Annotated in this window: 14 protein-coding genes; 10 read left to right on the top strand and 4 right to left on the bottom strand. The window is 68.3% G+C overall.

Annotated elements, in window-relative coordinates; genetic code table 11:
* Positions 1–40: 40 nt before the first annotated feature.
* The 4 genes from QM772_RS02600 to QM772_RS02585 form a co-directional block, all read right to left on the bottom strand.
* Positions 41–748 carry an IPTL-CTERM sorting domain-containing protein gene (locus QM772_RS02600; RefSeq protein WP_415133874.1) on the bottom strand — a complete coding sequence of 236 codons (708 nt, stop codon included), beginning with the start codon at positions 746–748 and terminating at the stop codon, positions 41–43.
* Between the two features lie 124 nt (positions 749–872).
* Positions 873–1,934, bottom strand: coding sequence for an IS630 family transposase (locus tag QM772_RS02595; protein ID WP_415133872.1), 1,062 nt, complete (start codon positions 1,932–1,934; stop codon positions 873–875).
* Positions 1,935–1,981: 47 nt separating this feature from the next.
* Positions 1,982–2,986, bottom strand: coding sequence for a helix-turn-helix transcriptional regulator (locus QM772_RS02590; protein ID WP_415133870.1), 1,005 nt, complete (start codon positions 2,984–2,986; stop codon positions 1,982–1,984).
* A gap of 60 nt (positions 2,987–3,046) precedes the next feature.
* Entirely contained in the window at positions 3,047–3,697 is a 651-nt protein-coding gene (locus tag QM772_RS02585) for a GntR family transcriptional regulator (RefSeq protein ID WP_415133868.1), read from the bottom strand.
* A gap of 98 nt (positions 3,698–3,795) precedes the next feature.
* Here QM772_RS02585 and scpA point away from each other — a divergent pair, with 98 nt between their 5' ends.
* The 10 genes from scpA to QM772_RS02535 all read left to right on the top strand — a co-directional run bounded on the left by scpA (position 3,796) and on the right by QM772_RS02535 (position 14,673).
* A complete protein-coding gene (scpA, locus tag QM772_RS02580) occupies positions 3,796–5,955 on the top strand; it encodes a methylmalonyl-CoA mutase (RefSeq protein ID WP_415133866.1) in 2,160 nt (719 codons plus the stop codon).
* Between the two features lie 85 nt (positions 5,956–6,040).
* Positions 6,041–6,454, top strand: coding sequence for a GIY-YIG nuclease family protein (locus QM772_RS02575; protein WP_415133864.1), 414 nt, complete (start codon positions 6,041–6,043; stop codon positions 6,452–6,454).
* A complete protein-coding gene (gene meaB, locus QM772_RS02570; RefSeq protein WP_415133862.1) occupies positions 6,451–7,497 on the top strand; it encodes a methylmalonyl Co-A mutase-associated GTPase MeaB in 1,047 nt (348 codons plus the stop codon). The genes QM772_RS02575 and meaB overlap by 4 nt, the downstream gene beginning before the upstream one ends.
* 2 nt (positions 7,498–7,499) lie before the next feature.
* On the top strand, positions 7,500–8,327 hold the full coding sequence (locus tag QM772_RS02565; RefSeq protein WP_415133860.1) for a hypothetical protein: 828 nt from the start codon (positions 7,500–7,502) through the stop codon (positions 8,325–8,327).
* Positions 8,324–9,154, top strand: coding sequence for a hypothetical protein (locus QM772_RS02560; RefSeq protein ID WP_415133858.1), 831 nt, complete (start codon positions 8,324–8,326; stop codon positions 9,152–9,154). Before QM772_RS02565 ends, QM772_RS02560 begins: the two co-directional genes overlap by 4 nt.
* A 24-nt stretch (positions 9,155–9,178) precedes the next feature.
* Positions 9,179–10,711, top strand: coding sequence for an acyl-CoA carboxylase subunit beta (locus tag QM772_RS02555; protein WP_415133856.1), 1,533 nt, complete (start codon positions 9,179–9,181; stop codon positions 10,709–10,711).
* Between the two features lie 63 nt (positions 10,712–10,774).
* Positions 10,775–11,215 (top strand): PH domain-containing protein, encoded by a 441-nt coding sequence (locus tag QM772_RS02550; protein ID WP_415133854.1) that lies wholly within the window; start codon positions 10,775–10,777, stop codon positions 11,213–11,215.
* A 38-nt stretch (positions 11,216–11,253) separates the two neighbouring features.
* Positions 11,254–11,859: an HNH endonuclease gene (locus QM772_RS02545; RefSeq protein ID WP_415133852.1), complete on the top strand. Its 606-nt coding sequence runs from the start codon at positions 11,254–11,256 to the stop codon at positions 11,857–11,859.
* 95 nt (positions 11,860–11,954) lie between these two features.
* Positions 11,955–12,593 carry a hypothetical protein gene (locus tag QM772_RS02540; RefSeq protein ID WP_415133850.1) on the top strand — a complete coding sequence of 213 codons (639 nt, stop codon included), beginning with the start codon at positions 11,955–11,957 and terminating at the stop codon, positions 12,591–12,593.
* Between the two features lie 19 nt (positions 12,594–12,612).
* Complete coding sequence (locus tag QM772_RS02535; RefSeq protein WP_415133848.1) at positions 12,613–14,673, top strand: acetyl-CoA carboxylase biotin carboxylase subunit; 2,061 nt, start codon at positions 12,613–12,615, stop codon at positions 14,671–14,673.
* The last annotated feature ends 3 nt before the right edge of the window (positions 14,674–14,676 follow it).

Raw genomic sequence — 14,676 nt, 5'->3', positions numbered from 1 at the left:
GCTTGCGCTTGACTGGCAAGCGCTGTGGACCAAAAAGGTTTCAAGAAGATGGGTTGCGGCGCCTGACGAAGCCCGCCGCGCCCACCAGGCCCGCCAGCAGCGCCAGCGCGGCATGGCCCAGGGTGGGGATGGCGGCGGGCGCAGGCGGCGCGGACGGGGCGGCGGCGGGGCAGGACTCGGCGTAGGGCGCGGGGGCGCTCCAGCCGGCGGGATCCACCGGCACGCCGCCGTTGCCGTCGGCGTCGTAGAAGGATTGCTGGGTGTTTGGCAGCACGAGCGGCGCGGGCGAGGCCAGGCCGCCGATGAACCAGTCGGCCACGCCCGCCCCGGGGGCGAAGCCGCTGGAATAGGTGGCGCTGGCGGGGGCGTCCCGGCCGCGCAGCGAACCGAAGAAGAAGAGGATGGCGCCGCTGGCGTTGGTGACGATGCTGCCTTGGTACTGGTAGGGCGGCGCGGCGGCCATGTTCTGCGCGTGGACGACGTTGCCCGCGTCGTTCATGCGCCAGATGACGCAGGTGAGGTGCGAGGCGTTCCAGGTCTGGCTGGCGGCGCTGGCGCCGCCGTTGTCGAACACCAGGGTGACGGTGTAGTCCTCGCCGGAGATGACCTGGGGGATGGTGGACGTGCCGATGCGGCTGCCGTAGGTGGTGGCGTAGGGCGCCGCCTGGGCGCTGGCGGCGGCGCAGGCGAGCAGGGCGGGGGCGAGGGCGCGGGTGAGCACGCGGATGGGGTGGACGGGCAGGGGCATGGGCGGGCGTAAAGAGCGGACAGCCGCCGATTCTTGGAAAACGGCCGCCGCGCGGCTGTGCCGAAACCGACTTTCGGTTGTGCCCGGCGCGACAATCGCGCGCCGGTGCGCCTGCGCGGGGGAACTAGTCCACTGAAACAGAAGAACTGGATGTGATGCGGCGCCCCGGATCGGAGTACTTCCACATGATGGGCTTGGCTTGCTGGTTGTACTGGCGGATGTATCGCATGAGCTTCTTGTCGAGGTCCTTGGTGGACGTGAAGATGCCGCGGGTGATCACGTCGCGCTGGATGCGGGCGAACCAGTTCTCGACCTGGTTCAACCAAGACGAGTACGTGGGGGTGTAGTGGATTTGCACGTGACGATGCTTGGCCAGGAACTGCTCGACCAGTTCGGTCTTGTGGCTGCTGACGTTGTCGCAGATGACGTGAATCTCGCGCCGCGGCGATTGCGAGGAGACGATGTCTTGCAGGAACGCGACGAACTGTTCGCTGGTGTGGCGCGCAGCTGTCTTGCCCAGCACCTGGCCCGTGGCTGTGTTCAGCGCGGCGAACAGGCTCAGGGTGCCATTGCGCTTGTACTCGAACCCATGGCTTTCGGCGCGGCCCGGCGACAGCGGCAGCATCCGGTCCTTGCGGTCCAGGGCCTGGATGGCGGTCTTCTCATCGACGCAGAAGACGACCGCGTGTGCCGGCGGACTCAGGTACAGACCGATCACGTCGGCCGCCTTGGCCTCGAAGTCGGGATCGTTGGACACCATGTGGCGCTCCAAACGGTGAGGCCGCACCCCGTGCTTGCTCCAGATACGCTGCACGGTCATGAAGGAGATATCGCCGAGTTCCGCAGCGAGCTTGCGGCTGCTCCAGTGCGTGGACCCATCCTTGGGCTTGTGCTTGAGCGTACGGTCCAACACCCGTGCCTCCAGGCGCGCCACCGGCTTGGTCGGCTTGCGGCCCGGATAAAGCGACACCAGGCCCGCCGCGCCTTGCTCGCCATACGCGGTCGTCCAACGGGTGACGAACGCGTCGTTGCAAGCCAGCTTCGAGCGGATGTCTACCCGCCGCTGGCCATCGGCCCAAAGCAGAACACACCGTGCGCGGCGCGCCTGCGCCGCCCCACCGCTGTGCTTGCGCAGCATCGCTTCAAGTTCCTCGCGTTGGTCGGGCGTCAGCATGATTCGTTGCATGCCTCATCATCTGAGGTCAATGCATCCGATTTCAATGTTTCAATGGACTAGGCGGCCTGGCGCGCGTCGCCGGGCGTGATGCCGAAGCGGCGGCGGAAGGCGCGGCCGAAGGCCGAGAGGTTGTCGAAGCCGCAGTCCAGCGCGATGTCGAGCACGCGGCGGTGGCGCTGCGCGGGGCTGGCCAGCAGGGCGCGGGCGCGCTGCATGCGCGCCTCGGCCAGGAAGTCGGTGAAGCAGGTGCCCTGGCTGGCGAACAGGCGCTGCAACTGGCGCGGGGTGGTGTGGTGCAGGCGGGCGACGTGGGCCAGGTCCAGCCCCGGCCATTCGAGCCGCGCGCGGATGCTCTGCTGGACGAGGGCCAGCAGGGGTGCGCGCTGCGCCTCGCCGCCGGGCGGCTGGCCGGCGGCCCAGCGGGGTGCGATGGCGCCGGCGATCAGCTCGTGCAGGTGGGCGACGGCGCTGGCCAGCGGCGCGCCGGCCAGGGTGCCCTGGCTGGTGAGCAGCCCGGCGTAGGCCAGCGCCAGGGCGGCGCTGTCGGCGCCTGGCGTGCCGGGGGTGAAGACGTGCAGGGGCGCTTCTTCGAGCCGGGGCAGCAGGCGCGCCAGGGCGGCGCGCGGCACCTGGATGCAGGTGCTGGTGCCGCCCCACGGCGTGATGCCGTCGTGCAGGCGCGCCTTGGAGAGCAGCGCGATGCTGCCCGAGGGCACGGCGATGTCGCCCTGCCGGTGGCGCAGCACGTAGCCGCCCCGGCTGTGGGTGGTGGTGAGGAACAGGTCGTCGAGCCCGTCGTGCATCAGCTCGGCGGTGCGCCGGTAGTGCACGGGCGTATGCCGCACGTGGGCGTAGGCGGTGCCGCTGCCCAGGGTGCTGACGGCCGCGTCGTAGCGGAAGGCTTCGATGGGGCGCGCGTCGGCGTCGGCGGGCAGCAGGTCGACGCGCATCAGCTCGCGCCCCAGCAGCTCGCGCAGCGCGCTGGCCTTGTGGCGCGCGGGCAGGTCGTGCGAGGAGACGCGGGCGTGCTGGACGGCGGACGGCGGGGTAGCTGCGTTCATGGCTCGAAGAGGGCTCCAGCCATTGTCCGTCAAACGCGGGCAGCTATGGTCTTGGGAGCATCAGGCGGCCGCTTCCAGCCCGCTGGCGAAGTGCTCGCGCATGCGCGCGGCGGCGGCGGTGGCGTCGCGCCGCTCGACGGCGGCCATCACCGCGCCGTGTTCGGCCAGCGAATCGGCGATGCGGCCGGTCTTCAGCAGCGAGTTGTGGCGGTGCAGCTTCATCACCTTGCGCAGGTCGGCCACCATCTGCAGGCGCCAGCGGTTGTCGGCGATTTCGAGCAGGCGCAGGTGAAAGCGCTCGTTGAGGGCGAAGAAGTGCTCGCGCCCCGCCGCGCCGGCCCGGGCGGCGGCCTCCAGCTCGGCGTGCAGGGCGCGCAGCTCGGCCAGCTCGGCATCGGTGATGCGCTCGGCCGTGGCGGCGGCGGCGTCGGCCTCCAGCAGGGCGAGCAGGTGGTACACGTCGGCCATGTCCTTGGCGCTGGATTCGGTGACGTAGGCGCCGCGCCGCACCTTCATGGTGACCAGGCCCTCGGCGGCCAGCACCTTCAGCGCCTCGCGCAGCGGCGTGCGGCTGATGCCCAGCGCTTCGGCGATGCGCACCTCGTCGATCCAGTCGCCCGGCGCCAGCGCGCGGTTGAAGATGCGCTGGCGCAGGTGCTCGGCCACCTCTTCGTACAAGGCGCGGGGGGCGAGCGGTGGAGGCGCGTTCATCGGTCGGGCGAAAAAATTTCGGCGATTGTAAGCCGCCGAGAGGGTTTTGAATTAATAATTACGGGTATCGATCAGCCGATCTCCATCACGCGCGCGCCATGAGCACCGACCACCCCGAATTCAAGCCCTCGACCCTGGCCGACTGGCACAAGGCCGCCGCCAAGTCCGCCCCCGGCGGCGACGTGGCGGCGCTGAACTGGGTCACGCCCGACGGCATCACCGTCAAGCCGCTCTACACCGCCGAGGACGTGCGGGGCCTGCCCTACGCGAACACGCTGCCGGGCTTCGAGCCCTTCCTGCGCGGTCCGCAGGCCACCATGTACGCGGTGCGGCCGTGGACGATCCGCCAATACGCGGGCTTCTCGACCGCCGAGGAATCGAACGCCTTCTACCGCAAGGCGCTGGCCGCGGGCGGGCAGGGCGTGTCGGTGGCGTTCGATCTGGCCACGCACCGTGGCTACGACAGCGACCACCCGCGCGTGACGGGCGACGTGGGCAAGGCCGGCGTGGCGATCGACAGCGTGGAGGACATGAAGATCCTGTTCGACGGCATCCCGCTCGACAAGGTCAGCGTGTCGATGACGATGAACGGCGCCGTGCTGCCCATCCTGGCCGGCTACATCGTGGCGGCGGAAGAGCAGGGCGTGCGCCAGGACCAGCTGGCGGGGACCATCCAGAACGACATTCTCAAGGAGTTCATGGTCCGCAACACCTACATCTACCCGCCCGAGCCGTCGATGAAGATCATCGGCGACATCATCGAGTACACGGCGCAGCACATGCCCAAGTTCAACTCGATCTCGATCTCGGGCTACCACATGCAGGAGGCGGGCGCCAACCAGGCGCTGGAGATGGCCTTCACCCTGGCTGACGGCAAGGAGTACGTGAAGACCGCGCTGGCCAAGGGCCTGGACGTGGACGCCTTCGCCGGGCGCCTGTCGTTCTTCTGGGCGGTAGGCATGAACTTCTACCTGGAGATCGCCAAGATGCGCGCCGCGCGCCTGCTGTGGTGCCGCATCATGAAAGAGTTCAACCCCAGGAATCCCAAGAGCCTGATGCTGCGCACGCACAGCCAGACCAGCGGCTGGAGCCTGACCGAGCAGGACCCCTACAACAACGTGGTGCGCACCACCATCGAGGCCATGGCGGCGGTGTTCGGCGGCACGCAGAGCCTGCACACCAACGCGCTCGACGAGGCCATCGCGCTGCCGACGGAATTCAGCGCCCGCATCGCGCGCAACACGCAGCTCATCATCCAGGAGGAGACGCACATCACCAGCGTGGTGGACCCCTGGGCCGGCAGCTACATGATGGAGAAGCTGACGCAGGACATGGCCGACGCCGCCTGGGCCATCATCGAGGAGGTCGAGGCCATGGGCGGCATGACCAAGGCGGTGGACTCGGGCTGGGCCAAGCTGAAGATCGAGGCCGCCGCGGCCGAGAAGCAGGCCATGATCGACTCCGGCAAGGACGTGATCGTCGGTGTCAACAAGTACAGGCTGAAGAACGAGGACCCGGTCGAGATCCTGGAGGTGGACAACGTCAAGGTGCGCGACGCGCAGATCGCGCGGCTGAACGATATCAAGCAAAAACGCGACGCGGCGCGCGTCAGCCAAGCGCTGGCAGCTATCACAAAAATAGCAGAGAGCGGCGACGGCAACCTGCTGGCCGCCGCCGTCGAGGCCATCCGTGCCCGCGCCACCGTGGGCGAAGTGAGCGACGCCATGGAAAAAGTCTTCGGGCGCCACCGCGCCGACACGCAGAAAGTCACCGGCGTCTATGCCGCCGCCTACGACTCGGCCGAGGGCTGGGAGAACCTCAAGAAGGAGATCGCCGGCTTCGCCGAAGCCCAGGGCCGCCGCCCGCGCGTGATGATCGCCAAGCTGGGCCAGGACGGCCACGACCGTGGCGCCAAGGTGGTGGCCACGGCCTTCGCCGACCTGGGCTTCGACGTGGACATCGGCAGCCTGTTCCAGACGCCCGAGGAGTGCGCCCGCCAGGCGATCGAGAACGACGTGCACGCCGTCGGCGTGAGCACCCTGGCCGCCGGCCACAAGACCCTGGTGCCGGCCATCATCGCCGAGCTTCAGCGCCAGGGCGCGGACGACATCATCGTCTTCGTCGGCGGGGTGATTCCGCGGCAGGACTACGACTTTCTGTACGAGGCGGGCGTCAAGGGCATCTATGGGCCGGGAACACCGATTCCGGCGAGTGCGAAGGATGTGCTGGAGCAGATCAGAGCGACGATGGCTGCCTGACTTCGGTGTATCGCGTCTTGCCCGTGCGATGCTTATGCTCCACCGTTCGGGCTGAGCTTGTCGAAGCCCTTTCTCGCCCCATCGCTTGAAACCCTTCTTTGTCTATCTGCTGTGTTGTTCGGATGGGTCTTACTACGTAGGACAAACCGACGATATAGAGTTACGCATGCGGCAGCACGCTGACGGCTTGATCGGCTACACCGCGACGCGCAAGCCGGTCGAATTGCTCTGGCAGGGCGAATTCGAGGCGCGCGAAGGCGCGATCGCATTCGAGCGGCAGATTAAAGGGTGGTCCCGAGCCAAGAAGGAAGCGCTGATCCGTGGGGACTGGGCCGCGATTCAGCAGTTGGCGCGTTCCCGCACAGGCCTTGCCCGTTCACCCGCATCCTCTGGCGCTGTCGAAGGGCAAAAGGGTACGACAGCGGCTGGTCCCTGGCTTCGACAAGCTCAGCCCGAACGGTGGGGGGAAGAGCCTCTACCAGAGGAGCCGAGCCGATGACTTTGCCTGCCGTCGCAAGCACCGACGCCATCCTGCACGGCACGCCCGCCGCCCAGCGCCGCGCCATGGCCAAGGCCATCACGCTGCTCGAATCGACCCGCGCCGACCACCGCGCGCAGGGCGACGAGCTGCTGACGGCCCTGCTGCCGCACACCGGCCATGCGCTGCGCTTAGGGATCAGCGGCGTGCCGGGCGTGGGCAAGAGCACCTTCATCGAGACGCTCGGCCTCTTCCTCATCGAGCGCGGCCACCGCGTGGCGGTGCTGGCCATCGACCCGTCGTCCACGCTGTCGGGCGGTTCGATCCTGGGCGACAAGACGCGCATGGAGCGCCTGTCGCTGCACGAGCACGCCTACATCCGCCCCAGCCCCAGCAGCGGCACGCTGGGCGGCGTGGCCGAGAAGACGCGCGAGAGCATGCTGGTGTGCGAGGCCGCCGGCTACGACGTGGTGCTGGTCGAGACCGTGGGCGTGGGCCAGAGCGAGACCGCCGTCAGCGGCATGACCGACATGTTCGTTCTGCTGCAACTGCCCAACGCCGGCGACGACTTGCAGGCCATCAAGAAGGGTGTGATGGAGCTGGCCGACCTGGTGGTCATCAACAAGGCCGATATCGACCCCGCCGCCGCCACGCGCGCGCGGGCGCAGATCCAGTCGGCGCTGCGCCTGTTCGGCCTGCACGGCAACCCGGCCCGGGGCGACCCGCATGCCGAAGCCGCCGCCGCGCAGTGGCAGCCGGAGGTGATGCAGATCAGCGGCCTGAAGGGCGAGGGGCTGGATGCGTTCTGGTCCGCCGTCACCCGCTTCCGCGACGTTCAGGCCGCCAACGGCCGGCTGGCCGAGCGGCGTCAGCGGCAGTCGCTGGCGTGGATGTGGGAGCGCATCGACGCCGGGCTCAAACAAGCCTTCCGCGCGCATCCGCGAGTCAAGGCACTGCTGCCGCAGTTGCAGGCCGACGTGGCCGAGGGGCGCATCGCGGCCAGCACCGCCGCGCGAGGCCTGCTGCTGGCGCAGGCGGCCCAGCCGCAGGACATTGCGAACTGACCATGCCACCGCCGACCTTCGAGCCACTGGACACGCGCGGCTGCTGGATCAATGGCAGGACGCTGCGCCTGGTTTCATCCGAGACGGGAGTCACGCATCCCAACGGTCCTTTCCGGCCGAAAGATCGGGTGCCGGTTGATCCGCGCGCACATGCTGATCTTCTGGGGGCCAAGCTCCAGAACCCCATTCCGTTTTCCACCAGCCAGGGGCTGATGGCCACGGTGCGCGACTTTGATGGGGCGGCGCCTTCGGTCTATGAGTTCTGCCAGTTCCGGTTCACCGTGTCGGCCTTCGAGAGTTCGCTGCACTGGCTCCAGGTGGAAGACAAAAAGACGGGGATCGAAATCGAGAAGCTGGAAGTGCGGGGCAGTGCGCTGCTGGCAGGCACGTCGCGCGAAGCCTACAAGTTCTCGCAACACACCTGCAAATGGGGGCGGGGGCACCGCGTCTGGGGCAACCTGGAGAGGCATTACACGCAGGACGCGCTGGAGAAGGCGTTGCGCGAATGGTTCGACCGCGTGGGAGCCTCAGACGATGACAGAGACGCGATTGCAGGGGGACTCGACATCAAGGGCCTGGGCGTTTCCTTCGCCAGCAAGCATCTGCGCTTCCTGGCGCCTGAACGCTATGCCGTGCTGGACGAAGTGCTGTCGATCGGCCTGGGCTTCGCCCTGAACCCCGCGGGCTACGCCTTTTTCATGCACGAGTTGCGCCGGTTCAGGCGGCGGTACGCCTTGCCGCATTCGCTGGCGCGCATCGAAGCGGGCATCTTCGGGCTGGTGCGTCAATCGGCGCGCGGCGAGCGGGTTGCCGAGGAGCAGACGGCGTGACCGCGATGACCCTCTCCACGCAAGAATTGGCGCGCATCAGCCAGTCCCCCGGCTGGCGCGCGCGCCGCATCGAGGTGTTCGACACCGCGTTGGGCAAGGTGCTGGCCAAGGGCCAGCGGCCCGAGCGGCATCCGGCCCTGTACCGCCTGTTGAACGCGCTGGCGCGGCTCACCGGCGCGCCCTTCCTCAAGGCCGCGCCCATGCACGGCGGCGCGCGGGCGCAGCAGGTGGAGGTGGCGCGCCTGCGCGCGCTGCACGCCGCTGGTGCCCACGTGCCCCAGGTGCTGCACGTGGCGCCCGACCACTTCGTCATGCAGTGGCTGGGCGACGAGCACCTGGGCACGCTGCTGCAAGCCCACCACCCGCATGCGCCCGCGCTGTGGCGCGAGGCGGGCGACGCGCTGGTGCGCATGCACGAGCGCGGGCAGTACCTCAGCCAGGGTTTCGCGCGCAACCTGATCGTCGATACCCAGGCCCAGCCCCCGCGCCTGGCCGGCGCCATCGACTTCGAGGACGATCCGGCCGAAGTGATGAGCGTGCCCGAGGCACAGGTGCGCGACTGGCTGGCTTTCCTGCAGAGCACGCTGTGGACGCTGGCGCTGCCTGCCGACGCAGTGGATGCCCGGCTGGACGCCTGGATGGCGGCCGAGCCGCCGCCCGTGCGCGCGCTGTTCCTGCGAGCGGGCCGCGGCCTGGGCTGGCTGCGCCACCTGCCGCGCAGCAGGCGCTTCGGCCGCGACACCGTGGCCCTGCAAGCCGCTGCCGCCGCCGCTCACCGATTCTCCCAACGGCATGGCACGTCCTCCGCGACGGGCCAGGCTTCCTGACCGATTCTTTGAAGGCACGAGACCATGAAGCAGATACTCGAACAACTGGAAAGCAAGCGCGCCGCCGCCCGCCTGGGCGGCGGCGCCAAGCGCATCGAGGCGCAGCACAAGAAGGGCAAGCTCACCGCGCGCGAGCGCATCGAGGTGCTGCTCGACGTCGGCAGCTTCGAGGAATGGGACATGTTCGTCGAGCACCGCTGCGCCGACTTCGGCATGGATGAGACGCACATTCCCGGCGACGGCGTGGTTACCGGCTACGGCACCATCAACGGGCGGCTGGTGTTCGTCTTCAGCCAGGACTTCACCGTCTTCGGCGGCGCGCTCAGCGAGGCGCACGCCGAGAAGATCTGCAAGGTGATGGACCAGGCCATGAAGGTGGGCGCGCCCGTCATCGGCCTCAACGACTCGGGCGGCGCGCGCATCCAGGAGGGCGTGGCCAGCCTGGGCGGCTACGCCGAGGTGTTCCAGCGCAACGCGATGGCCTCCGGCGTCATTCCGCAGATCAGCATGATCATGGGCCCCTGCGCCGGCGGCGCCGTGTACTCGCCGGCCATGACCGACTTCATCTTCATGGTGAAGGACTCCAGCTACATGTTCGTCACCGGCCCCGAGGTGGTGAAGACCGTCACCCACGAGGAAGTCACGGCCGAGGAACTGGGCGGCGCCGTCACCCACACCACCCGCAGCGGCGTGGCCGACCTGGCGTTCGAGAACGACGTCGAGGCGCTGCTGATGCTGCGCCGCTTCTTCAACTACGTCCCCGCCAGCAACCGCGAGAAGGCGCCGCACCGCCCCACGCACGACCCGGTGGACCGCGCCGACGCCAGCCTCGACACCCTGGTGCCCGACAACCCCAACCTGCCCTACGACATCAAGGAAGCCATCGCCAAGGTGGTGGACGACGCCGAGTTCTTCGAGCTGCAACCCGACTACGCCGCCAACATCGTCATCGGCATGGCGCGCATGGACGGGCAGGTGGTGGGCGTCGTCGCCAACCAGCCGCTGGTGCTGGCCGGCTGCCTGGACATCAGGAGCAGCATCAAGGCCGCGCGCTTCGTGCGCTTCTGCGACGCCTTCAGCATCCCCATCCTCACCTTCGTCGACGTGCCCGGCTTCATGCCCGGCACCAGCCAGGAGTACGGCGGCATCATCAAGCACGGCGCCAAGCTGCTCTACGCCTACGCCGAGGCCACCGTGCCCAAGATCACCATCATCACCCGCAAGGCCTACGGCGGCGCCTACGACGTGATGGCCTCCAAGCACCTGCGCGGCGACGTCAACCTGGCCTGGCCGCACGCCGAGATCGCGGTGATGGGCGCCAAGGGCGCGGTGGAGATCATCTTCCGCGAGGAGAAGAAGGACCCCGATAAGCTCGCCGCGCGCGAGGCCGAATACAAGGCCCGCTTCGCCAACCCCTTCGTCGCCGGCAGCCGCGGCTTTATCGACGACGTGATCCTGCCGCACGAGACGCGCAAGCGCATCTGCCGCAGCCTGGCCATGCTCAAGGACAAGAAGCTGGAGAACCCGTGGCGCAAGCACGGGAACATGCCGCTTTGATTTTGATAGCTGCCAGCGCATGACACATAAGCGCTGGAGGCATAAAACGCTTGAATAATCGCCATGTCCGAAGCGACGCACACCTTCCCCTCCAAGGTCGATGCCTGGCTGGCGGCCGTGCTGCTGGCCAGCGCGCTGCTGGTGCTGGCTGCGGTGATCACCGGTTGGCCGCGCCAGGCAGCGCCCGCCCACGCCGTGCTGCTGGTCGCCGTGCTGGCCCTGGGCGCCGGCCTGCCGCTGTGGGTGCTGGCGGCCACCGGCTACCGGGTGGGGCAGGACGCGCTGGTGATCCGCAGCGGCCCGTTCCGCTGGCGCATTCCGCTGAAGGACATCCACGCGGTGGAGCCTTCGCGCAGCTGGCTGTCCTCGCCCGCGCTGTCGCTCGACCGGCTGCGCATCCGCCACGGCCGCGCCGGGCAGGTGCTGGTGTCGCCGAAGGACCCGCGGGCGTTCGTGCAGGCGCTGCGGCACGGCAACCCGCACATTCAGGCGGAGGGTGCCTGACCATGCCTGGCCAGCATGTCCCATCCAGGCGCTGCTTCATGACGCCGATCCCCGAACTGGCCGCAGCGGCCGATTTGTTGGGCGAGGCGGCCGATTGCGTGGTGGCGGGCCGGATGGCCGAGGCGCGCCAACTCGTCGCGCGTGCCGACCTGCCGCTGATCGCCGAGTACACGGCATTCATCACCGGCGCGGTCAACCCCCTGGTGCACTGGCAGCGCACCATGCCCGCCGCAGCCCCGGGGCTGGCGCGCAGCGCCCCGCGCATGCCCTCCGCAAGCCGGGAGCGCGCCATTTACATGAGAGACGGCTGGCGCTGCCGCTACTGCGGCACGCGCGTCGTCGAGCGCGCCATGCGCACCCGGCTGCATCGGCTGATGCCCGAGGCGGCCCGCTGGGGTGCGCGCAACGCCGACAAGCACAGCGCGCTGGCCGCGTTGAGCGCCTCGCTGGACCACGTCGTGCCGCACAGCCGGGGCGGCACCAACGACGAACCGAATCTCGTGACGGCATGCAATGCCTGCCAGTTCGGCCGTGGGCAGTGGACGCTGGAGGAGGTGGGCTTCATCGATCCACGTGCGTTCCCTCCCATCCGCGATGCCTGGGACGGCTTGACCCGGATGGGGCGCCAGATGGCCTCGATATAAGCGTTCTCTTTTGAACAGAAAACCCTGATTCCAGTAGTTAACGGTGCATTTCGGAGCACTTGATTGTTCGACCTTCAGACCCCCAAGGATTACCCGTGATTCGTCTTGATCCTCAGACCTACTCGGGGCTGGATCGGCTCGGGCGCATCCCGCTGTCCGACAGTTTCCACCTGCGCGAATTTCTCCACAGCGAAATCGCCGTGCATTACGGGCTGCGCAACGTGCCCGATGCGGCGCATATCGAGACCGCGATCAAGGCGGGCTCCAAGCTATGCACCCTGCTGCTGGAGCCTTTGCAGGCGCGGTTTGGCCGCATCCATGTGCGCTCCGGCTACCGCAGCCGCGCGGTGAATGAAGCAGGCGTCGGCAAACACAACTGCGCGGCGGACAACGATGGCCTTCATACCTGGGATCACCCCGGCCGCAAGAACGGCATGGGCGCCACCGCCTGCATCAGCATCCCCCGAATCTCGCGCGTTGTTCTGAGCGGCCAGATGCCCTATGAGGCGCTCGCATGGTGGATGCACGACAACCTGGCGGAGTGGAGCCATGTCGAATTCTTCGCCACGCCGGAGCACTCCGACGAGGTGTGTTTCAACATCGGCTGGTTTCAAACACCCCTCAAGACGATGACCACTTGGCGCGGTGGCCCGCGTTCCCTGCTGGAGCGCATGCCCCCGGCAGCGCAGCGCCGCGAGCTTTCACAACTTTTATTGAAATCCTGCGGCATCTGAACGCAGCTCTGGAGTCCCCATGTTCACAAAAATCCTCATCGCCAACCGCGGCGAAATCGCCTGCCGCGTCATCGCCACCGCCCGCAAGATGGGCATCGCCACGGTGGCGGTGTATTCCGACGCCGACAAGGACGCGCGCTTCGTGCAGATGGCCGACGAGGCCGTGCGCCTGGGGCCGCCGCCATCGCGCGAGTCCTACCTGCTGGCCGACAAGATCATCGAGGCAGCCAAGCAGACCGGCGCGCAGGCCGTGCACCCGGGCTACGGCTTCCTGAGCGAGAACGAAGCCTTCGCCCAGCGTTGCGAGGACGAAGGCATCGCCTTCATCGGCCCCAAGGCGCACTCCATCGCGGCGATGGGCGACAAGATCGCCTCCAAGAAGCTGGCCAACGAGGCCAAGGTCAACACCATCCCGGGCTACAACGACGCGATTGAATCCGCCGAGAAGGCGGTGGAGATCGCCAAGGGCATCGGCTACCCGGTGATGATCAAGGCCAGCGCCGGCGGCGGCGGCAAGGGGCTGCGCGTGGCCTTCAACGACAAGGAGGCGCTGGAGGGTTTCACCGCCTGCCAGAACGAGGCGCGCAACAGCTTCGGCGACGACCGCATCTTCATCGAGAAGTTCGTCGAGCAGCCGCGCCACATCGAGATCCAGGTGCTGGGCGACAGCCACGGCAACGTGGTGTACCTGAACGAGCGCGAATGCTCCATCCAGCGCCGCCACCAGAAGGTGATCGAGGAGGCGCCTTCGCCCTTCATCAGCGACGCCACGCGCAAGGCCATGGGCGAGCAGGCCGTGGCGCTGGCCAAGGCGGTGAAGTACCAGTCGGCCGGCACGGTGGAGTTCGTGGTCGGCAAGGAGCAGGACTTCTACTTCCTGGAGATGAACACCCGCTTGCAGGTGGAGCACCCGGTGACCGAGTGCATCACCGGCCTGGACCTGGTGGAGCAGATGATCCGCGTGGCGGCGGGCGAGAAGCTGGCGTTCACGCAGCAGGACGTGCGGCGCGACGGCTGGGCCATCGAGTGCCGCATCAACGCCGAGGACCCGTTCCGCAACTTCCTGCCCTCCACCGGGCGGCTGGTGCGCTTCGCGCCGCCGGAGCAGAACCTGTTCCAGGGCCAGGCCACCACCGACGTGGGCGTGCGCGTGGATACCGGCGTGGTCGACGGCGGCGAGATCCCGATGCACTACGACTCGATGATCGCCAAGCTCATCGTGCACGGCAAGGACCGCCTGGAGGCGATCGGCAAGATGCGCGAGGCGCTCAACGGCTTCGTCATCCGCGGCGTGCAGAGCAACATCCCGTTCCAGGCCGCGCTGCTGGCGCACCCCAGGTTCGTGGCGGGCGACTTCAACACCGGCTTCATCGCCGAGCACTACGCCCACGGCTTCCGCGCAGAGGACGTGCCGCACGACGACCCGGGCTTTCTGCAGGCGCTGGCCGCGCGGCTGCACATGGCCTACCGCGACCGCGCCACCGGCCTGCAGGGCCAGTTCTGGGCCGGCTACCGGCCGCCGGTGCGGCGCGACTTCAGCCTCTGCGTGCTGGGCGAGGGCGGCAGCAACACCTACACCGACTGCACCGTGGGCGAGGCCGAACCCGACGGCCCGGCCACCGTCACCCTGCATCTGCCTGGCGGCGACAAGGTGTACGAGCTGGTGGTGGACCAGGCGCTGGGCGAGGCGCGCGTCACCGGCACCGTCGACGGCCGGCCGTTCACCGCGCAGCTGGAGCGCGGCGCCGCGCGCAACCCGCTGGCCATCCGCGTCATCCACAACGGCACGCAGATGGACGTGATCGTCATGCACCCGCGCACCGCCCAGCTGCACCGGCTGATGCCCTACAAGGCGCCGCCCGACATGAGCCGCTTCGTGCTCTCGCCCATGCCCGGCCTGCTGGTGCAGGTGGCCGTGCAGCCCGGCCAGAAGGTGCAGGCCGGCGAGCGCGTGGCCGTGATCGAGGCGATGAAGATGGAGAACGTGCTGTTCGCCAGCGCCGACGGCGTGGTGAAGGAAGTCAAGGCCCGGCAGGGCGAGAGCCTGGCGGTGGACCAGGCCATCGTGGAGTTCGAGTAAGCG

The sequence above is a fragment of the Ottowia sp. genome (assembly GCF_047601385.1).
Taxonomy (GTDB): domain Bacteria; phylum Pseudomonadota; class Gammaproteobacteria; order Burkholderiales; family Burkholderiaceae_C; genus Ottowia.
This window is presented reverse-complemented; position numbering and strand designations above follow the sequence as displayed.